A 20447-nucleotide genomic window follows, 5' to 3' on the forward strand; every position below is an offset into this window, starting at 1 on the left:
TCAGCCCCTCTTAGTAAGCGTTGTCAATGTTGAAGTTGTACAGCTTGCGGGCCGAGCCGTAGCGCTTGAACTCTTCCGGTTTGGCGTCGCATTCGCCGCGCTCCAGCAGATCCTTTAGGATCTCGATATGCTCGGGACGCATCTCTTTTTCGATGCAATCTGCCCCCAGAGATTTGACTGATCCGCGCACGAACAGGCGCGCCTCATACAGGCTGTCGCCCAAGGCATCGCCGGCGTCGCCACAGACGACCATGTTACCCGACTGGGCCATGAACGCGCTCATATGGCCGATGTTGCCATGCACGATGATGTCGATGCCTTTCATCGAGATGCCGCAGCGCGACGAGGCGTTGCCCTTGATCACCAATGTGCCGCCATGCGCGGTAGCACCTGCATATTGGCTGGCATCGCCTTCTATGATGACCGTACCGCTCATCATGTTTTCGGCAACGCCCGGCCCGGCTGAACCATGCACGCGCACGGTCGCCTGCTTGTTCATGCCGGCGCAGTAATAGCCGGTGGACCCCATGACGTTGACCTCAATGGGGGCGTCCAGACCGACGGCAATCGCGTGGCTGCCCTTGGCGTTCACGATTTCCCACTTGGTCTGGTTGGTTTCCTTGGATTGTGCCTGAAGTGTCGTGTTCAGGTCGCGCAATCCCTGCGCTTCTAGATCGAATGTTTGCATTACGCGGCCTTCTCTGTGGCGGTCGGAGCTGCGTTATGGCTCCAGAAATAGACGGTTGCCGGCTCGGGTTCCCAGACACGGGCCTGCTCGATGCCGGGCAGGTTGACCAGCGCGCGATATTCAGAACCAAACGCAACATATTGGTCGGTTTCGGCCATGACGGCGGGTTTGCAGGCGATTGGATCGCGCACAACACCAAATCCGTCCTTGGTGCCGACGACGAAGGTGAAGAAACCGTCGAGATCATCCAGCGAGCTTTGCAGCGCCTCGCCCAGTGTCGCGCCATTCTGCATGCGCCATGTCAGGTAGGCTGCGCCAACTTCGGTATCGTTCATTGTCTCAATATGCACGCCCTCGCGACGCAGTTTGCGGCGCAACGCGTTGTGATTGCTGAGCGAGCCATTGTGCACAAGACACTGATCTGCACCAGTGTTGAACGGGTGTGCGCCCATTGTGGTCACGGCGGATTCAGTTGCCATGCGAGTGTGACCAATCCCGTGCGTGCCGTGCATTTTACTCAGTTCAAAGCGGGCAGCGACGTCTTTGGGCAGTCCGACCTCTTTGTAGATCTCAAGCGTTTCGCCATAGCTCATCACCCGGACGTTGGGGCGAATTGTGCCCAGCGCCGCGCGCGCGGTGGTTACGCTATCGCTCGGAATATCCAGCACGGCGTGCGTATCAATGACGCGCATTGTTATAGATTTACCAATGCTTGAACCGAGCTCGGTATCCAGCTGCGCGAAATCGTCATCTGGTGTGTCCGATTGAACGGTCATTTTCACACGGCCCGGCGTCTCATCACGATAGATTGCGATGCCAGCGCTGTCGGGGCCGCGATCCGTCATGGTGATCAGCATGTCGGTAAGCATATCTCCCAGCCGAGATTCCAGGCTGGGGTCTTTGAGGAAAAGGCCAACGATGCCACACATCTGTGCGTTCCTTTCATTAAGGCGTTCTGACTGAGTCGGAGGCTAGCACCAAATTTCAAACCGTTCAACTGTTGGGAAAGTAAATTTCCTGACAGTCAATTTCCTTGCTGAATATGTGCGGCGGGCAAGCCAAGGAAGCACGGCATATGCAAAATGAAGCTTCCAGTTGGGATGTATCCCACCACCGGGTGCATTCACGCTACGTGCTTGACGGATTTCAGGCTTTTTGGGGGTAGCTGATAATCGAAAGGTAACGCGCGGGCAGCTTGATCAGCTTTTCAGGTCCGTGCGGTGCATCGGCATCGAAGAACAACGTATCGCCCGGTTCGAGCGTATGCACATCATCCCCGTGCCTGTATTCCACTTCGCCTTCCAGCATGTAAATCGTCTCGATCCCGCCATGTTGAAAGGTTGGGAACACGTCTGATTCTTCGGTAAGTGTGATCAGATAAGGCTCTACAATAACGCCAGAGGCATTGGCCCCGATGTGACCCAGTAGATTATACTGGTGATTGGCGCGCGTGCCATCGCGTTGCATTTCGACACCTTGGCCGGCCTTGGTGTGGACAGCTTCTCGGTGCTCCTCGAAGCTGCGAAAGAAACTGGTCAGCGGCACTCTGAGCGCGTTAGCCAACGTTCGCAGCGTCGTTAGCGAGGGCGATGTGTTCCCATTTTCGATTTTTGACAGCATACCGATGGACAGCCCGGTTATCTGGGCCAGATCTGCTACGGTGATTTCCTGTTTGCGACGGAACGCCCGAACTTCGCGGCCGATAGCAACTTCAAGAACCTTTTCGCGCACACCATCTGCGGTGCTGTGCGGGTCTTGGGTCAAGAATGCGGTCTTCTTGGTGTTTGTTGCATCTATGCTCATCGAGTTGGGCCTTTGTTCAGAAATTGCCCGATAGGCACGAAAAGCAGCGCGGACCAAATGTGATCAGTATAATGCGCAGCATTCCTGTAGCTATCCTAAATTTTAATATCAGTAAAGTTCATGCAGCATCATTTGAACATTAGTTGAATACGCAGAAGTAACGATTGTGGATTTGTGCCGATGGTCATTCTGCGCGGAAAAGAGACGCGTATATGAAGTACCCTTTAACCTCCCGTTAACCTCTTCTTTACGCATCATTAACTGAAATGAATGAAACTCTTCGGTGTATTCCGGGCTGAGGACTAATCTATGGGCATTTCAGAATTGCGGCAGCTGGACACGCGGTCTCTGAAATCTGCCGGGGCGCTCTGTGATCTGGGGCTGAATCTCGTGCGCGCCGGCACCATCAGCAGTTCAGATGCGGCGCTGGCGCAACTGGTTCAGAGCCATTGTGATGCGTCACTGGAAAGGGTGCTGGAAGCCGAGGGGTTGGCCGGTTCTGCTGATCTGTTGGCTGCGCAAGCACGCCGGGCGAATACCACTCTCATTGAGGGCTCAGAACTCGCTGCCAGTGCTGCCGTTCTGCCGGGTGTCGATCCGCGCCTGTTGCTGAAACATGCTGCCGTGCCGATCGCGCAGTCCGATGCAGTATCTGCTTTGGCCGTGTCCACACCAGATACATTGCGCGCGTTCGAAGGCATGTTGCCCGATAGTGTCACGCGCCTGCCGCTGGTGATCGCTCCGCGCCGCGATATTCAGGACCGGGTTGCGAACCTAAACAGAGCCGCACTGACAAAAGCCGCACAAGCGCGGGTCCCCGAGCACGAGAGTTTTCGGACATGGCGCGCCAATCCGCTGCGACGGCTGTGCGTGACGTTGGGGGCGATGACACTTTGCCTGATGCTAACCTTTTTCTTTCCGACCATTGTGTTCGCTGCGTTCGCGGGATGGGCCGCATTGACGCTGGTCGTGTCGTTCGGGTTGCGTGTCTCTGCGTTGATTGCGCGCATGGCACTGGGGCCTGTCGAAGAAGACGCTCCGACTGTATCACCGACGCAGAAACTGCCGAAAGTGTCGGTGCTGGTTCCGCTTTTTCAAGAGACCGAAATCGCTCATGCTCTGGTCACGCGGCTGACACGGCTGACCTATCCCAAATGTCTGCTCGACGTCATTCTGGTGCTGGAGGAAAACGACACGACTACGCGGCAGACCTTGGCAGAAATTGATCTGCCGCCGTGGATGCGCGCGGTCATCGTGCCAGAAGGTCAACCGCGTACAAAACCACGCGCAATGAACTATGCGTTGGATTTCTGCGAGGGTGATATCATCGGTATTTTTGATGCCGAAGATTCACCCGACCCCGATCAGATCACCCAAGTGGCCCGCCGGTTTCAGGCGGCCCCGCCAGAGGTCGTGTGTCTGCAGGGCATACTGGATTACTACAATCCCCGGCAGAACTGGTTGGCGCGCTGCTTCAGCATTGAGTACGCGGCATGGTTCCGGGTGATGCTACCCGGGCTTGCGCGGTTAGGGTTTGCGATTCCGTTGGGTGGTACGACGCTATACTTTCGCCGCCCCGCGCTGGAGGCGTTGGGCGGGTGGGACGCCCATAACGTGACCGAGGACGCCGATCTGGGTTTTCGCCTGGCGCGCCATGGTTACCGAACTGAAATCATCGGAACCGTCACCGGGGAGGAGGCCAACTGCCGAGTCTGGCCGTGGGTCAAGCAACGATCGCGCTGGTTAAAGGGGTATATGCAGACCTATCTGGTACATATGCGCAGGCCTGTGCAACTGTATCGGCAACTGGGGGCGCTAAAGTTCTGGGGTTTTCAGGCGCATTTTGTCTCGGCTTTGTCACAGTTCTTCTTGGCGCCATTCCTGTGGTCATTCTGGTTGATCCTGTTCGGGCTGTCGCACCCGCTGGACCCGTTGATTTCGCGGGATGCGCTGATCCTGCTGGGACGACTATTTCTGGCGGTTGAATTGCTAAATATCGCAATCTACCTCGTAGCAGTTTCCGGGCGCTATCACCGGCACCTCATGCTGTGGGCGCCGACCATGCATTTCTATACGCCCTTGGGCACGCTTGCCGCCTACAAGGCCCTTTATGAACTGATCTTTGCGCCGTTTTTCTGGGACAAAACGAGTCACGGTCATTCGTTGGTCGGGGCGGGTCATTCGGCAGATGTAGAAATGCGACGGTCAAATCGTGGATTTGACCTCACCGGAATCCAGTTTCAGGCGCGTCACGAACGCTTTTGAGATATGCGCTTGCAGCGCCTCTCTTGCGGCGGCTGTATCCTGAGTCTCGATCGCACGCACGATGGCATCATGTTCGGCGATTGCTGCCGAATCGCGTCCCACGGCGGCCAGCGAGGTCGTGGCCATTAGCGCCATGGACCGGTGAACCAATCCCAATTGCTGGACCAGAAAACGGTTATGCGAGGCGAGATGTATCTGTTTGTGAAAGCGTCGGTTGGCACGGGCCATCGCACCGGGATTGCCGACCAATGCGCGGTCTTGCTCGACCATGTCGCGTAATACCGCCACTTCTTCAGCGGTCGCGTGGCGCGCGGCGAGGCTGGCAGCCAATCCTTCCAACTCGGCGCGCACGACGTATAGTTCCGCCAGTTGATTGTGATCGAGTGATGATACGATCAGACTGCGCCCGTCTCGGGTCAAGAGTGACTGGGTTTCCAGACGCTGCAAAGCTTCTCGGATGGGGGTGCGTGAAACACCCAACCGTTCTGCAAGATCACTTTCAACCAGACGGTCGCCGGGTTTGTAGACGCCAAGGTCAATCGCCTCCAAGATCAGAGAATAGGCATCGGTTGGGGCAGGTTTCATCAGGCTTTTCCGGTTCCACTGAAATTTTGCAGACACTACGCGCCTGCCGCCTGCGCAATCAACCCTGCTTGCATTGTCACGAGGCGCGGACAGGGGTAAATCCACACCATGCCAAAGCAATTCTTCTCTCACGTCAGCACTTGGGTCTTTGATCTGGACAACACTCTGTACCCGCCAGAGGCACGGCTTTTCGATCAGATCGAAGTGAAGATGACCGATTTCGTGATGACCGCACTTGGCGTGGAGCGCGCCGAAGCGGATCGTCTGCGGCGGCACTACTGGCGCACCCATGGTACCACGCTTGCGGGGTTGATGCGTGAACACGGCGTCGATCCCGGCCCATATCTGACGGATGTGCACGATATCTCGATGGAACGTCTACAGCCGGATCCCCATCTGCGGGCGCAGATCGCTGCGCTGCCGGGGCGCAAAATTATCTATACAAACGGCTGTGCCCCATATGCCGAGCGCGTCATCGCCGCGCGGGGCCTCGGGGGTAGTTTCGATGCGATCTACGGCGTGGAACATGCCGGTTTCCTGCCCAAGCCGGAGCGCGCAGCATTCGAGGCGATTTTTGCCACTGATGGGATCGCCCCGGATTGCGCCGCGATGTTTGAGGATGACGTGCGCAATCTGGAAGCACCGCACCAGATGGGGCTACGGACGGTGCATGTGGGGCCGACGCCGCATCCTGCGCCACATATCCATCATCATACCGATGATCTGGCGAACTTTTTGGCGCGGTTGATCTAATCCGGGTTGCGGCAAATCGCGCAGCATTCACGTTCCACCATGTGGCTTGGGGCCGCATATTCTAGATCATACCGGCGATGTATAAACGAGGGGCATACGCCCCTCGGGGATGGTATCGGTGCAATGCGATGAGTATTGTCGCGGACTGAGTAGAGGTAAGGGATATGGCGGACGTAGATATCGTGATCTCTGGCGGTGGCGTGGCCGGGCTGACTGCGGCAGCGGTGTTTGGCACTGCGGGGTTTTCGGTGCTTTGTGTCGATCCAGCCCCGCCCGTTACCGCACGCGATGCAGACGGGGCGGATTTACGCAGCACCGCATTCTTGCAACCCGCGCGCTCTCTGCTCGAAGATGCGGGATTGTGGCCGCGCCTTGCCAGTCATGCGGCCCCACTCGAAATCATGCGTATCGTGGATGCGGGGGGCGATCTGGCCGAGCCACGGTCGGTTCGGGATTTCGAGGCGGTCGAACTGTCTGATGCGCCATTTGGCTGGAACCTGCCCAACTGGCTGCTGCGTCGAGAGATGACAGCGCATCTGGACAGTCTGCCGAATGTCGAATTCCGCCCCGGTACTGCGACGGAGGGTCTGTTGACACGCATGGCCGAGGCACGCGTGCGTCTCAGCGATGGCGGCACTGTGCGCGCGCGTTTGGTGATCGCAGCGGATGGACGCAACTCGCCCATTCGCGAGGCAGCAGGAATTTCAGCCAAGGTCACGCGATACGGGCAAAAAGCGCTCGCTTTTGCGGTCACGCACCCGATCCCGCATGGCAATGTCTCGACCGAAATCCATCGTAGCGGCGGACCGTTCACGCTGGTGCCGCTGCCGGATTACGAGGGGATGCCCTCTTCGGCGGTGGTCTGGATGGAGCATGGGCCGGAGGCGCTGCGTCTGGCAGCACTGGATGCACCCGCGTTCGAAGAGGAAATGAGCACACGCAGTTGTCATCTCTTTGGTCCGCTCACGCTGGCCTCGCGCCGGACTGTTTGGCCGATCATCAGCCAAGTTGCGGCGCAGATGTCCGCAGAACGTGTGGCACTGGTGGCCGAGGCGGCGCATGTGGTCCCGCCGATCGGCGCACAAGGCCTGAACATGAGCCTCGGTGATATGCGCGTGTTACGTGATCTGGCCGTGGCCGCGCCAGATCGGTTGGGTGACGCGGCGATGCTGGACGCTTACCACCGCAAGCGGCACGGTGAGGTACGCGCGCGCGTGGCAGGGATTGACGTGCTGAATCGCGCATCAATGGCCGGTGCGCGGCCGCTGCGCGATGCGCGGGCGATGGGACTGAACGCGATCCATGCCTTTGCGCCGGTACGCAAGACGCTGATGGGGCTGGGCTTAGGCATGCGCCGCTGACGCCCCTCTTCGGGTTCACCAACAAGGGACGTCAGAGCGGCGGATCAGAGCACTTTGTCGAGCACGGATTTGAGGCGGGCTTGGGCCGCGGGCACATCATAAAGTTTATCAAGGCCAAAGAGGCCCAGCCGGAACGTGCGAAAGCCTTCCGGCTCGTCGCATTGTAGAGGAACTCCTGCGGCGATCTGCATGCCTTCGGCGGCAAATTTCTTACCGTTCTGGATGTCGGGGTCTTCGGTATAGGTGACGACAACGCCCGGCGCGCCGAACCCGTCGGCGGCAACGGATGTCATCCCCTTATCGGCCAGCATGGCGCGCACGCCGTCGCCCAACGCCCATTGCGCCTCGCGCAATCGCTTGAACCCATATTCTTTCGTTTCCAACATCGTGTCGCGAAAAGCCCGCAGCGCATCGGTGGGCATCGTGGCATGATAGGCATGTCCGCCATTTTCATAGGCCGCCATGATCTGGTGCCATTTTTTCAGATCAATCGCGAAGCTGTTCGATGTGGTGGCCTCCATCCGTTCGACCGCGCGGGCCGAGAGCATGACCAGCCCCGCCGAGGGCGAAGCTGACCAGCCCTTTTGCGGGGCCGAGATCAGGACATCAACGCCGGTTGCCTGCATGTCGATCCACGCACAGCCCGACGCGATGCAATCCAGGACCATCAGGGCGCCGACTTCATGCGCCGCTGCAGCGAGTGCTGTCACATAATCGTCGGGCAGGATCAGACCTGCCGACGTTTCGACATGCGGGGCGAAAACCACATCGGGGCGCGCCTCGCGAATTCTGGCCGTGACCTCTTCAATCGGGGCAGGGGCGAAGGGCGCGGTTGTGCCGTTGCCGGTCTGACGCGCCATGCACACGGTTTCTTCCGACGTGAATTTGCCTGCGTCAAAAATCTGTGTCCAGCGATAGGAGAACCAGCCGTTACGCACGATCAGCGCATGGGCATCCGCACCGAATTGACGGGCGACCGCTTCCATCGCATAGCTGCCGCCACCGGGCACCAGCGCCACGGCATCAGCATTGTAGACCTCTTTCAGCATGCCAGAGATGTCACGCATGACTTGTTGAAAGCTGGCCGACATGTGGTTCAGCGAACGGTCGGTGAAAACCACCGAGTATTCCAACAGGCCATCGGGATCGACTGTATCAAGAAGGGCGGTCATGGGCATGTCTCCAATATCTGTGTTGCGTCGGTGCTAGCGCGCCCGGCGGCAATAGGCAAAGGATTCATTGTGCTGTGATAATCGGCGTCGCCTTTTGGATCAGCCAATCGGGCCGGGCCGCCGCTCTTCGCTCAGTAATACATTGGCTTCGACATCACCAACGCCGGGAAGTGCCATGATCCGTCGCCGCAGCACCCGTTCAAAATCGGCGATGTCGCGGGCGACGACGCGCAGACGATAGTCATAAAGGCCAAGGATATGTTCCACTGTCTGCACCTCGGGGATGGCCGAGACGGCGCGCTCGAAATCATCGAGGCTGACGCGTCCTTTGGTTGCCAGTTTGACGCCCAGAAAAACGGTTACGCCAAATCCCAGACGCTCGTGATCGAGTTCCAGTCGCTGCCCGGCGATCGCGCCGGATTGGCGCAACCGCTTGATTCGACGCCATGTCGCAGGCTGTGACAGACCCAGCGTCCGCCCCAATGCGCTGGCGCTTTGCGTGGCATCCTCGACCAAGGCGCGCAGGATGCGTCGATCTACCGTGTCCAATTCGATCACAGCGGCAGCACCTCGTCCGATTTTATCCGGGCCACATGCATCAACGCCTCGATATCGGCGATATGCGGCAGGGTCAGGATGTTTTGGCGGTAGATCTGTTGGTAATGGCCCATATCCCGTGCGATCACCGACAGACGAATATCGACCCGCCCTAAAAAGCTCTGCAATTCCACAACTTCCGACACATCGCGTGCTGCCGCCATGAACTCATCAAAGGCACGCGCCTGCGTCTTGTCCAGCGTGACCCGCAGAGATACCTCAACCTCGTACCCCAATGCCCGCCAATCTATCACCGCGCGGTTGCCCCGGATGATCCCTGACGCCTGCATCCGCTCAAGACGCCGCGCACAGGTTGCCGCTGTCACACCGGCGCGTTCCGCCAGTTCGGCAGGCCCAAGTGCGGGGTCGTGCTGGTAGTGCCGCAATATGCGCCGGTCCATATCGTCGAGCATGATTTACTCATTAATTGATGATTTTAGTTATAAATACTCGAAATATATGGCAAATCAAAGCGATAATGCGTCCCTTATCGCGTCGATTCGCGTAAATTACGCTTCAATCACATCCACGGAGGAACATATTATGCGCGTTTATTATGATCGCGATTGCGACATCAACCTGATCAAAGACAAGAAAGTGGCCATCCTTGGCTATGGCAGCCAAGGCCACGCTCACGCGCTGAACCTGCGCGACAGCGGTGCGAAGAACCTCGTTGTGGCGCTGCGTCCCGGTTCGCCCTCGACGGCAAAGGCCGAAGGCGAAGGCCTGAAGGTCATGGAGATCGCAGAGGCCGCAGCATGGGCAGACCTGATCATGTTCACCATGCCCGATGAATTGCAGGCCGAAACCTACAAGAAGTACGTGCATGACAACATTCGCGAAGGCGCTGCCATTGCGTTCGCTCACGGTCTGAACGTCCACTTTGGCCTGATCGAGCCCAAAGAAGGTATCGACGTCATTATGATGGCGCCCAAAGGCCCCGGTCATACGGTGCGTGGTGAATACCAGAAGGGTGGCGGCGTGCCTTGCCTCGTCGCGGTAGATCGTGACGCCTCGGGTAAGGCGCTGGAAATCGGCCTCAGCTATTGCTCGGCCATCGGTGGCGGTCGTTCGGGCATCATCGAAACCAACTTTCGCGAAGAATGCGAAACCGATCTCTTTGGCGAACAGGCCGTGCTCTGCGGTGGTCTGGTCGAATTGATCCGCATGGGGTTCGAGACACTGGTCGAGGCGGGCTATGCCCCTGAAATGGCCTATTTCGAATGCCTGCACGAAGTGAAGCTGATCGTTGACCTGATTTATGAGGGCGGCATCGCGAACATGAACTATTCGATCTCGAACACAGCCGAGTATGGTGAATACGTCAGCGGCCCGCGGGTTCTGCCCTATGAGCAGACCAAGAAAGAGATGAAAGCGATCCTGACCGACATTCAGAAAGGCAAATTCGTGCGTGATTTCATGCAGGAAAATGCCGTTGGCCAGCCGTTCTTCAAAGGCACGCGTCGTATGAATGACGAGCACCAGATCGAGGAAGTCGGCCGCAAGCTGCGCGAAATGATGCCTTGGATCAGCGCAGGCAAACTGGTGGATCAGTCCAAGAACTGAGCCACATGAAAGCGAAATGACCAAGGCCCGGTGCCCGATAGGGGGCGCCGGGCTTTGGCACTATTTGGGGTCTGTCATGTCGCAGACCAATGATGGGAGTCCTCTGATGACGCCACCACCAGCCGCCGTGATCCGGCCAATCAACTGGCTCAAGCTCGCCATTCTGGGGGTGATCTGGGGCGCATCCTTTATGTTCATCAGCGTGGCACTCACGGGGATTGGTCCGCTGCTGTTGGTTGCGACACGTATTTCACTGGGGGCGGTGTTCGTGCTTATCCTTGCCTATGCCCGTGGGGTTGGATTGCCGCGTACCAGCGGTGCAGGGGCAGGCACAATCTGGATATGTGCGGCCCTCATGGGGCTTTTTTCCAACTCGGTGCCGTTCTTCTTTCTCAGCTGGGGCCAGCAACACGTTGCGTCGGGTTTTGCGGGGGTCTGCATGGCGGTTGTGCCACTGTTCGTTCTTCCGCTTGCGCATGTCTTCGTCCCCGGAGAGCAGATGAGTCTGCGCCGCACCATTGGTTTTCTTATTGGCACAGTGGGCGTGATGGTGCTGATTGGTCCCGCCGCCTTTGCCGCGACAGGTGCGGACCTCGAGGCGCTCGCCCGGATTGCCTGTGTGGGTGCTGCAAGTTGCTATGCGATCGGAACGATCATCACCCGGCTCTGTCCGGCGGTGGACATGCTGTCGCTGTCGGCTGCAGCTCTCAGCATCGCGGCGCTGACATTCACGCCCTATGCGCTGTGGATGGAGGATATTCCGCAGGACATGCCGGGTATGACGGTGCTGGCATTGCTCTATCTCGGTATTTTTCCGACCGGCATTGCCCAGCTGTTGCTGGTACAGGTAATCCGCGACGCGGGCCCGGTTTTTATGAGCTTGGTGAACTATCAGGTGCCGGTCTGGTCGGTGGTTTTCGGGATCGTATTTCTGGGAGAGGCCCTGCCGGCTGGCCTACTTTGGGCGCTAATCCTGATCTTGTCGGGCGTGGCGCTTAGTCAGGCCGGGGCGCTGCGGCGTCTCTTCGCCGGTCGAAACGGGCGCGGCTGAGATTTTTCGTCGAGAAATCTAGCCCCCGCTGCCTGTGACCGCGCGCCACAAGGCCAAGGCGGCACGGGTCGCGTCGACGTCGTGCACTCGCAACACTTGTACGCCTTGGGCAATGCCGGCCAATGCCACGGCCACTGATCCGGGCATACGTGCGCCCGCCTCTGGTGTGCCACCGATATCGCCGATGAACCGTTTGCGCGATGCGCCCAGCAGGATCGGACAACCCAGCCCGTGAAAGAGGCTGAGATTCTGCATCAGGGTCAAGTTATGTGCCTGCGTTTTGCCAAACCCGATACCGGGATCGACGATGATCTGTGCACGCGGAATGCCAAGTGCAGTGAGCGCCGAGACACGCTCGGCCAGAAAGTCATAAACATCCAGCGCGACATGATCGTAGCGCGGGTTTTTTTGCATCGTCGCGGGATCACCCTGCGCGTGCATCACACAGACGGGCAGGCGGGATGCGACGCAAAAAGGCGCAAGCGCAGGGTCAAAACGGAATCCAGCCACGTCGTTTACCAACGTCGCCCCTGCGTCAGTTGCTGCCTGCGCAACGGCTGTCTTTCGCGTGTCGATGGAGATTGGCACATCCATCGCAGCACGCATTGCAGCGATCACCGGCGCTGTGCGGGCGATTTCCTCGGCCTCGGTCACGTCTGCTGCACCTGGGCGCGTGGACTCGCCACCAACGTCGATAATGTGCGCCCCTTCGGCAACCATTGCTCGGGCGCGATTCACTGCGTCTGCGAATGTGTTATGCGCGCCACCATCGGAGAAGCTGTCCGGCGTGACGTTCAGAATGCCCATCAACTTTGGCGTGGCAAAGTCGAGCGTTGCGATCGGCGCGCGGGGTGACGTCAGGCGCTGGCGTAGGTCATCGGGCAGTTCCGCAGCAGCGATCAGCCGCGAGGTACCGCCGCGCTGAGTTTCCTCGACGGTGTCGAACCACGTCCAGCCTCCCGCCAGCGTCAGTGCGCCTGTGGTCCGTACATGATCGGTACGCGGAATTGGCCGATAATACATATTGGTCATAGGTCAGGCTGCGCGATATCCTGCACCAATACAGGCACGGCTGTCGAGGTTTTGGGCTTTACCTCGCCGATGACCAACAGATCCGATGCATTCAGCTGCCCGGCGAACCATGCAGCCAACGCCACCGGATCATCTGGGCCGACGCCGGGGGCGTCGACGGCGTCGAGCACGATCTTTGCGGGGGCCCAAACGCTGATCTGGCCGTTCTTCATTGCCCAGTCCAGCTCGGTTTTGGTTTCTACCACCACGCAGCGATCATCACAGCCCGACAGAACCCAAGCATTCTGTTCAATGGCCAGAAGATCGACCCGGCGCTGAGTCATGCGGTGCCCGGTTTGGGGCGTGTCCAGATCTGCACACCCAACGCAAAGCACGATCGGCTCTGCCCGCTGTTCAAGTTGATCGAGCCAGCATCGCAGGTTTGATGAGGCGATGGCAGCATTAGCGAGGTAGACTACATGCGGATGCGGACGCATTCCGGCGTGCGCAGCAACGGGCTTGGTTTCGTGGTCATCGACAGAGCGCACGATCTCGACCCCCAGAGCGCCGGGCCCGCGATCCAGTTTCTCGATCCGCACAAAGGTGCGCACTGCCTGTGGTTCTTGCAGGATGCGTTCTGCAATGCGTTCTGCGAGCGTTTCCAACAGGTTCAGACGCTCATCGGCCAATTCGGTGGCGATGGCCTCGGTCACGCGATCGTAGCTCAGAATACGATCAACATCGTCATCCAGCGGGGCGGTGATGGGCCGCACTTCGACCACAACGTTAAAGCAAATGCGTTGCGTATTGCCGCGTTCAGCCTGAAACGCTCCGATCTCTACTTCGACGATATGATCACGCAGCGAAATACGGTCTAGCGGACCATCAGGTGCGGTGGCGTCTGCCCGTGCTTCAGGGTGCGCAAACGCCAGTTGAATTTCCGTGGTCATTGCTTCGCTCCGCAAATCAGGTCGGGACGCAAACGCGCGCCCGGCGCGCGCTTAGCATGCCTGATGGGGCGGTACAAACAAGCCACAAGACCGACGTGTCGGCCTTAGTTAAGCGACACGCGCTGTGGCTGGCGGTAGAAATGGTGCACGCCGATGGTCGCGGTGCGCGCGAAGACGCGTGACCAGCGTGGGCTAACGGCACGGGTATGATAGTGCGTAGCACCTTTGGTAAGCGGACGTTCGTCAGCTTTGGTCATAATTTTCGCGATCTTACCCACCCGCTCGAATGCGCGCGGTTCGGCAATGACTTCCTTGTGTCCATCGCAGGTATAGGTGAACTGGCATTGGAATTTTCGCCCGGTGCCCTGCTTGATCACGCCGCAGATCGTGTTCGGATAGTTGGGGCTATCAACGCGGTTTAAAATGACCTCGGCAACCGCGAACTGGCCTTTGACGCTCTCGCCGCGGGCCTCGAAGTATAGCGCCTCAGACAGACAACGCCATTCGGCATTGCCCTTTACAGGTTTTTGCGCGTCGATCCAGTCACGGGAATAGGCAAATTTGCCGCCCGGCGTTTTCAGATAACTGGCCAGCTTGGCCTCTGACATCGCGTTAAGCGCGCGGCGTTCTTGTCCCAGAAGCTTCTTTACCGGCGTGTCAGCAGCGGCCATGCTGACCCATGCCAGCAGAACGATTAATGCGGTCCGAAACATCATTTATCCTTGTGAGCAACGAGGGAGCAGCCCCCCAGCCTTCAGGCGATGTAGCGAATTTGGCTCAAATCGTCCAGTCTAGCGCCTTTTGTCATCGGCCTGAGCCGTGTTTCCGGGCTTTGGCGACGGATGCCTTCAACCGTTGAACCACCTCATTTGGTGGGATATTTCTGCGACGCCTACCCGATCTTGTCCCGTACTGCGAGCTGTGCGGCAGCTAGTCGCGCCACCGGAACACGGAAGGGAGAACACGATACATAGTCGAATCCCGCTGCCCGACAGAAGGCAATCGATTCGGGGTTTCCGCCGTGCTCACCGCAGATCGACAGCACCAGATCCGTGCGGGCCCCGCGCCCACGCTCGGCCCCGATTCGCAGCAGTTCGCCCACCCCATCAATGTCGAGCGAGTGGAAGGGGTCCTCGGGGTAGACCCCTTGCTGAACATATTCGGACATGAACCTGCCCGCGTCGTCGCGGCTGAGTCCGTAGGTCATTTGCGTCAGGTCGTTGGTGCCGAAGCTGAGGAATGATACCTGTGGCGCGATGTCGGCCGCGCGTAACGCGGCGCGCGGCGTTTCGACCATCACGCCGAGACGATAAGTGAAATCCTGACCGGTTTCGCTGCGAACGGCGTTGGCGATCGCGTCAATGCGCGTTTTGACCAATTCAACCTCGCGGCTGGCAGACACGAGAGGGATCATGATCTCGGGCACGATGGGGTCACCCTCGCCGCGGGCATCCAACATCGCCTCGAAAATCGCGCGCGTCTGCATGTCGTAAATCTCGGGGACGGTGATGCCCAGACGCACGCCGCGCATTCCAAGCATCGGGTTGTATTCGCTCAGCGCCTCGACCCGGCGCGTGACGACCGACAACGGTAGGTCCAGCGCCTCGGCCAGTTCCCGGTGCCCGGCCCGATCCGAGGGCAGGAATTCATGCAAGGGCGGGTCGAACAGACGAATGCAGACGGGTTGCCCCTGCATGATGCGGAATAGTTCGGCAAAGTCGGCGCGCTGCATCGGCAACAGCAGATCCAGCGCCGCGGCGCGATCGGCGCTGGAGTTGGCAAAGATCATTTCGCGCATGACCGTCATGCGTGCCTCGTCAAAGAACATATGTTCGGTCCGGCACAGGCCGATCCCCTGCGCCTTGAAATTGCGGGCGACCAACGCATCCGCAGGCGTGTCGGCGTTGGCACGTACCGCCAGATCACGCACATCGTCGGCCCAATCCATGAGTACCCGAAAGCTGTCGTCGATGCCCGCGTCCAACAGATGTGCCTTGCCGAACAGGACCTGTCCGTTCGTGCCGTCGATGGTGACGTCATCGCCTTCGCTCAGCACTCGGCCATCTGGCGCGATCAGCTTTCGCTTGCCCATCTGAAACCGCAGCTTGGACGCGCCCACGACGCAAGGCAGGCCAATGCCGCGCCCGATGACGGCCGCGTGGCTGGTCATGCCGCCACGTTCCGTCAGGACGGCAACCGCGGCGTGCATACCTCGGATATCCTCGCTGCTGGTTTCGCGCCGGACCAGCACGCACGCCTCGCCACGGGCGGCGGCGGCCTGTGCAGCCGTCGCGGTAAAGACAATATGCCCGGTGGCGGCACCGGGGCTGGCGGCGATACCGCTGGCCAACAGATCACGCGGCGCGTCGGGGTCGACCTGCCGGTGCAGCAATTCGTTCAACGCGCGCGGTTCAATCCGCATCAGCGCCTCTTCACGAGGGATAATGCCGTCCTCGGCCAACGCCACGGCGATGCTGACGGCCGCGCGGGCGTTACGGGCGACACGCACCCCGTCGAGCAGATAAAGTTTGCCATTATCAATGGTGAATTCAGCCTGCATTTCCTCGCGCAACTTGGTGCGCATCAATGCGGTGTGATCCTTGAGTTGGGCAAACGCTTCTGGTGCCAGTTCTTCCAGCGACGGCCCACGCGGGTCCCGTTCCAGATATAGCGCATCGGCCCCTGTGCTTAGCGCGTCGCGGCCCTGACTCTGGCTCAGATAGCGGCCGGTCATCTGACGCTGGCCGGTCTGACTGTTCACCAGTTGCAGCACGCCGGATCCACATTCACCTCGTCCCAACCCGATAACCATCTCCTGTACCACCAGACCCAGCCCGGCATCGGCAGGCGCGCCCTTGGCCTGACGCAGCAGACGCGCTGTCGTGCCTTCCCACGCGCGGGCCATGGACCGCAGGACCTCGGCCAATTGCACGGCGGGGTCTTGGGGGAATTGTTCTTCGGTTTCGTCCTCATAGGCCGCGAGTGCCTCTGCCAGCCCTTCCTCTGGATCGTCTGATACATCGTCGAGCGTATCGGCATCCAGTCGGGCCACGTGGATCGCGTAGGATTGCACGAAGCGCAAATATAGCTTGGCGGCGGCCTTGGCCCCGATCCGCGGGGCGAGCGCGTCGCGGGCGGCATCGGTCATGCCAATATTGAGGATTGCACGCGGCCCACCCCAATCGGGGTCTTCCGAGGAAGGGCGCACGCAGAGCAAGGCGCTGTCACCTAGCTGGCCAATCAGCGCATTCATGTCCGGCATGTTACCGGCGGCGATGCGGTGGACCGTGTCGAATGACAACGCGACGGTGCGCGGCACCGGCAGATCAAGCCGCACAAGACGTTGCAGGCATTTTGCCCGGCCGCCGTGGGTGTGGCCCGCAATTGGGGCATCTGAGGTGATCAGCGTGATATTCGAGTCTGCTTGCTGCACTGCGGCACCTTTCTGTGTCGGTGCAGCATACGGCGCGCGCGGGCTATGGCAAGGGTGCTGTGCGTGTGCCGGGGCACCGCTCGGCACTTTGCCCTCATGGCGTGTGCCGGGCTAAAGCCCGGCCTACGGTGTTACCCTTCGATGCGGGTGAGGTCTGCGGCGTCGAGGCAGGTGTTGCGGATACGGCTGAGCAGGTTCAGACGGTTGCGGCGCACAACAGAGTTGTCGGTGTTGACCTGCACGGCCTCGAAAAACGCATCAATCGGCGTGCGAAGGGTGGCCATTGCGGACATGGCTGCGGCGAAATCCTCGGATGCCAGCGCATCGGTGATGACCGGGCCTTGGGTGTCCAGCGCGGCGAACAGCGCGCGTTCCTCGTCCGTCTCGGCAAATTTGACGTCGGCCCCGTAAGAGTATTCGACGCCATCCTTTTCCTCGGCTTGGGTCAGGATGTTGTTGGCGCGTTTGAAGCCCTGCAACAGGTTTTCGCCATCGTCGGTTTTCAGGAAATTGCTGAGGGCGGTGGCGCGTTTGACCAGCAGGGCGAGGTCGTCATTGCCGGGCATGGCCACGCAGGCGTCGATCACGTCATGGCGGATGCCTTGGTCCTTCAGGTAGACTTTGAGGCGGTCGTGGAAGAAGGCAAGGAGGTCAGCAACCATGCGGTCGAAGGATGGCTGGATTTCTGACAACATCTTCAAACGCTCGGCGTCGTCAGCTTCCGAGTAACCCCATTCGGGCGCGTCAACATACAAAAACTGAAAGCTACGAACTCTTTGAAGTAAGCGATCGAACAAGTGATCTACAACATCGTCGACTCCGGCCCAATTCTCAGATTTCTTGAATTCTTCGAGCAGCTTTTCTAGCGCATCACGTACCGCATTTGGCTCCTCCGCAAACCCTAGAATCGCGGCCTGTCCCAAAAGTGACTCTGTGGCGGCGAGCGCACCTTTGTGCTCAGGACCCATACCCGTCCGATAATCATTCAAGACTTGCAAATGCGTAAAGTCTTGTGACGCAAGAACCTTTATATACGCCTGCTGCAATATCGCGGATAACTCGATCTTTCGCTCATTCTCTACCACCAACCGAATAACTCCCAACGCCGCACGCCTCAACGCAAACGGGTCCTTGCTACCAGTCGGTTTCTCATCAATCGCCCAGAACCCGGTCAGCAGGTCCAGCTTATCCGCCAGCGCCACGGCGACGGAGACCGGCGCGGTGGGCACATCATCGCTTGGCCCCAGCGGCGAGTAATGCTCCTCTGCGGCGGCGGCGACTTCGACGGGCATGCCTGCCGCCTCGGCGTAGTAGAGGCCCATAAGCCCCTGTAATTCTGGGAATTCATAGACCATTTCGGATGACAGATCGGCCTTGGCCCAGCGGGCGGCCTGTTCGGCCAGATCGGGGTCGGCCCCCACGGCGGGGGCGACCTCGCGGGCTAGTGCGGCGATACGGTTGATCCGTTCGGCCTGTGAGCCGAGTTTGTTATGGAAGGTGACGTTGCTGAGAGCATCGAGCCATTTCTGACCACCAGCCTCGGCAATGCGCAGGTCATTCTCCCAGAAGAATTTGGCATCTGCCAGACGTGCCGACAGCACCTTTTGATTGCCAGCCAAAATGGTCGCGCCGTTATCGGCGGTCTCGCGGTTGGCGACAGTGATAAACCGTTCAATGCGGTTCGTACGGGGGTTCCGTACGGAAAAGAACTTCTGGTGCTCTTTCATCGAGGTTTGCAGCACCTCGGGCGGCAGGTCTAGAAAATCTGCGCCAATCTCGCCCATCAGCACAACGGGCCATTCCACCAGTCCGGCTACCTCGGCCAGCAATCCGCGATCATCGACCACTTCCAGCCCGGCGGCAAATGCCTGATTGGTGGCGTCCTGCCATATCGCTTCGGCCCGCTCGGTGGGGTCTAGGATGACGTGATGCGCCTTCAACGCGCTTTGGTACTGGTCGAACGAGGACACTTTGATCGTGCCGGGAGCCATGAAACGATGACCTTGGGTTGTGTTGCCGGTCGGGATCCCGTCCACGTCCATCGGTACGACGGATGTCTCGCCCGCGTCGTCGGTCAGGATGCACAGGATCGAATGCAACGGACGCACCCAACGCAGGCTGCCAGCCCCCCAGCGCATGGATTTGGGCCACGGAAAGTTGCGAATGACACCTTCCAGAACTTCGGCCACGATCACCTCGGCCGGGCGACCGGGTTTGGTAATGCGCGCAAAGTATACTTGGCCCTTTTTCTCGTCCCGAACCTCTAGTGCGTCGCGGGCGACACCGGCCCCGCGCAAAAAGCCCTCGATAGCCTTGTCCGGTGCATCGGTCCGCGGGCCTTTGCGTTCTTCATGGGTGGTGGGCGACGCCGCCAGCAGGCCCTGCACGGTCAAGGTCAGACGGCGGGGCGTAGAAAACGCAGCAGCCCCCGCGTAAGTCAGCCCGGCCTCAACCAGCCCGTCCGTCACCCGTGCGCGCAGGTCGTCTGCCGCGCGTGATTGCATGCGCGCGGGAATTTCTTCGGAAAACAGTTCGATCAGCAGATCAGGCATGGCGCGTCAGGTCCGGTTGGGTAAGGGGTGTGAAGGGTGGATAGCGGCAAGGCGGGGTGGGGTCCAGTGGGCGTCAGTAGGTCGAGGCGGGCGGCGGTGGGCAGTCATCGGGTGCGCGCTGGCCATCAAACACGATTGCGCCGCAACGGTTGATCTGGTGCCAGACCCAGCCGCGCCCATCCTCGTCGATCGCCACGATCCGGTCGATGCCGTATTCGATGTTTTCGGTGCCCAGAAAGGCCAGTGCGCGGCCCTCTTCCAGTGCGGCGCCCAAGGCCTTGGCGTCAAAGCAGTCGAACCAGTTGGGCGCGACCAGAGGCTCGGCTTTGTCATATAAAACAAAGGTTTCGGTCAGCATCGGGTGGCTCATCGAGGTGGTGAAACAGGCGCGGTAACGGATCGGAGAACTGCTGGCGTCGATGGCGTGGAAGCCATCATAAAGCACGGGTTCCGGCACGCCAGTGATCAGCGAGGTGATCTGCACGTCGGTACGGCCATCCGCCGCGACCTCGTCATAAAAGGCATAGACCTGAAGGTAATACATCGCCGCCCCGGCGATGAGCGCGCAGGCGACAATGGCAGTGGCAAGGATTTTTCCCATCAGCCGGAAATCCCGATTACGGCACGTCGGTAGCGTGTCGGTATCACGTCGGTATTGCG

Annotated in this window: 18 protein-coding genes; 5 read left to right on the forward strand and 13 right to left on the reverse strand. The window is 59.5% G+C overall.

All coding sequences use genetic code 11. The features are described 5' to 3' along the window. Positions 1-10: 10 nt before the first annotated feature. The 3 genes from N7U68_RS14575 to N7U68_RS14585 all read right to left on the reverse strand — a co-directional run bounded on the left by N7U68_RS14575 (position 11) and on the right by N7U68_RS14585 (position 2491). Positions 11-688 carry a GltB/FmdC/FwdC-like GXGXG domain-containing protein gene (locus tag N7U68_RS14575; RefSeq protein ID WP_165194420.1) on the reverse strand — a complete coding sequence of 226 codons (678 nt, stop codon included), beginning with the start codon at positions 686-688 and terminating at the stop codon, positions 11-13. Beyond that, positions 688-1617 (reverse strand): class II glutamine amidotransferase, encoded by a 930-nt coding sequence (locus N7U68_RS14580; RefSeq protein WP_263047283.1) that lies wholly within the window; start codon positions 1615-1617, stop codon positions 688-690. Before N7U68_RS14580 ends, N7U68_RS14575 begins: the two co-directional genes overlap by 1 nt. A gap of 217 nt (positions 1618-1834) precedes the next feature. Next, positions 1835-2491 (reverse strand): helix-turn-helix domain-containing protein, encoded by a 657-nt coding sequence (locus N7U68_RS14585; RefSeq protein WP_165194416.1) that lies wholly within the window; start codon positions 2489-2491, stop codon positions 1835-1837. Positions 2492-2800: 309 nt separating this feature from the next. On the opposite strand from N7U68_RS14585, the gene N7U68_RS14590 reads away from it, so the two are divergent. Beyond that, on the forward strand, positions 2801-4756 hold the full coding sequence (locus N7U68_RS14590) for a glycosyltransferase (protein WP_263047284.1): 1956 nt from the start codon (positions 2801-2803) through the stop codon (positions 4754-4756). Here N7U68_RS14590 and N7U68_RS14595 read toward each other — a convergent pair. Next, the gene (locus tag N7U68_RS14595) at positions 4697-5341 is read right to left on the reverse strand and encodes a GntR family transcriptional regulator (protein ID WP_165194412.1); all 645 of its coding nucleotides are present in this window, start codon (positions 5339-5341) and stop codon (positions 4697-4699) included. The two genes, N7U68_RS14590 and N7U68_RS14595, sit on opposite strands and share 60 nt — an antisense overlap. 108 nt (positions 5342-5449) lie before the next feature. Here N7U68_RS14595 and N7U68_RS14600 point away from each other — a divergent pair, with 108 nt between their 5' ends. Together N7U68_RS14600 and N7U68_RS14605 are read left to right on the forward strand one after the other, a co-directional pair. After that, positions 5450-6094 (forward strand): pyrimidine 5'-nucleotidase, encoded by a 645-nt coding sequence (locus N7U68_RS14600; protein WP_263047285.1) that lies wholly within the window; start codon positions 5450-5452, stop codon positions 6092-6094. A 164-nt stretch (positions 6095-6258) separates the two neighbouring features. Further along, positions 6259-7455, forward strand: coding sequence for a UbiH/UbiF family hydroxylase (locus N7U68_RS14605; RefSeq protein ID WP_263047286.1), 1197 nt, complete (start codon positions 6259-6261; stop codon positions 7453-7455). Positions 7456-7499: 44 nt separating this feature from the next. Here the strand turns inward: N7U68_RS14605 and N7U68_RS14610 are convergent, their stop codons facing one another. The 3 genes from N7U68_RS14610 to N7U68_RS14620 form a co-directional block, all read right to left on the reverse strand. After that, a complete protein-coding gene (locus N7U68_RS14610; RefSeq protein ID WP_263047287.1) occupies positions 7500-8627 on the reverse strand; it encodes an aminotransferase class V-fold PLP-dependent enzyme in 1128 nt (375 codons plus the stop codon). A gap of 99 nt (positions 8628-8726) precedes the next feature. Further along, positions 8727-9185 carry an Lrp/AsnC family transcriptional regulator gene (locus N7U68_RS14615; protein WP_165194406.1) on the reverse strand — a complete coding sequence of 153 codons (459 nt, stop codon included), beginning with the start codon at positions 9183-9185 and terminating at the stop codon, positions 8727-8729. Further along, entirely contained in the window at positions 9182-9637 is a 456-nt protein-coding gene (locus N7U68_RS14620; RefSeq protein WP_263047288.1) for an Lrp/AsnC family transcriptional regulator, read from the reverse strand. The genes N7U68_RS14615 and N7U68_RS14620 overlap by 4 nt, the downstream gene beginning before the upstream one ends. Before the next feature lie 130 nt (positions 9638-9767). Between N7U68_RS14620 and ilvC the strand changes: the two genes are divergently transcribed. After that, positions 9768-10790 carry a ketol-acid reductoisomerase gene (gene ilvC, locus N7U68_RS14625; protein ID WP_165194402.1) on the forward strand — a complete coding sequence of 341 codons (1023 nt, stop codon included), beginning with the start codon at positions 9768-9770 and terminating at the stop codon, positions 10788-10790. Between the two features lie 106 nt (positions 10791-10896). After that, the gene (locus N7U68_RS14630; protein ID WP_263047289.1) at positions 10897-11841 is read left to right on the forward strand and encodes a DMT family transporter; all 945 of its coding nucleotides are present in this window, start codon (positions 10897-10899) and stop codon (positions 11839-11841) included. Between the two features lie 18 nt (positions 11842-11859). On the opposite strand, the gene folP is transcribed toward N7U68_RS14630, so the two are convergent. From folP to N7U68_RS14660, 6 genes are all read right to left on the reverse strand, one after another. Further along, positions 11860-12864 (reverse strand): dihydropteroate synthase, encoded by a 1005-nt coding sequence (folP, locus tag N7U68_RS14635; protein ID WP_373323009.1) that lies wholly within the window; start codon positions 12862-12864, stop codon positions 11860-11862. Positions 12865-12869: 5 nt separating this feature from the next. Beyond that, positions 12870-13802, reverse strand: a complete 933-nt coding sequence (locus N7U68_RS14640; RefSeq protein WP_263047291.1) for a dihydroneopterin aldolase — start codon at positions 13800-13802, stop codon at positions 12870-12872. Positions 13803-13906: 104 nt separating this feature from the next. After that, positions 13907-14515, reverse strand: a complete 609-nt coding sequence (locus N7U68_RS14645; RefSeq protein WP_263047292.1) for a cell wall hydrolase — start codon at positions 14513-14515, stop codon at positions 13907-13909. 179 nt (positions 14516-14694) lie between these two features. Further along, positions 14695-17235 (reverse strand): putative PEP-binding protein, encoded by a 2541-nt coding sequence (locus tag N7U68_RS14650; protein ID WP_165194396.1) that lies wholly within the window; start codon positions 17233-17235, stop codon positions 14695-14697. 131 nt (positions 17236-17366) lie between these two features. Further along, a complete protein-coding gene (gene glyS / locus N7U68_RS14655; protein ID WP_263047293.1) occupies positions 17367-19787 on the reverse strand; it encodes a glycine--tRNA ligase subunit beta in 2421 nt (806 codons plus the stop codon). Positions 19788-19860: 73 nt separating this feature from the next. Beyond that, positions 19861-20388 (reverse strand): DUF6446 family protein, encoded by a 528-nt coding sequence (locus tag N7U68_RS14660; protein WP_263047294.1) that lies wholly within the window; start codon positions 20386-20388, stop codon positions 19861-19863. Positions 20389-20447 lie beyond the last annotated feature (59 nt).

The organism is Roseovarius pelagicus, from assembly GCF_025639885.1.
Lineage (GTDB): Bacteria > Pseudomonadota > Alphaproteobacteria > Rhodobacterales > Rhodobacteraceae > Roseovarius > Roseovarius pelagicus.